The sequence below is a fragment of the Pauljensenia sp. UMB6358 genome (assembly GCF_030216865.1).
GTDB lineage: Bacteria > Actinomycetota > Actinomycetes > Actinomycetales > Actinomycetaceae > Pauljensenia > Pauljensenia turicensis_A.
In genome coordinates, this window is sequence record NZ_JASOMS010000087.1 from 1 (window position 1) to 323 (window position 323).

Consider the following 323-nt stretch of genomic DNA (forward strand, 5'->3'; position numbering starts at 1 on the left):
TAGCAAGGGTAATAGCGCCTGCGCTCGCGGCGGGCAAGGTTGTGATCTGTGATCGGTTTTCGGATTCGTCGGTGGCGTATCAGGGCGCGGGGCGCGGCCTCGGCATGAAAGCAATCAGGGGGCTTAGTGATTGGGCAAGCGGCGGGGTAGCGCCTGATCTGACTTTCCTCCTTAACTTGGACACGGACGCGGGGGCGGGGCGCGTCTCACAGCGGGGCAAGAGAAGAGATCGTATCGAGAGCGCGGGCAGCGAATTTCACGAGCGCATACATAAGGCATTTCAGCGGATCGCGGTAGCAGAAAGCGCGCGGATAGTGCCTATT

General features: G+C 60.7%; 1 protein-coding gene. It reads left to right on the top strand.

The window, feature by feature from the left end; translation table 11 throughout:
* Positions 1-11: 11 nt before the first annotated feature.
* Positions 12-323, top strand: a 312-nt coding sequence (locus QP381_RS09745; protein WP_442953417.1) for a dTMP kinase, incomplete at its 3' end; no start/stop codon positions are given.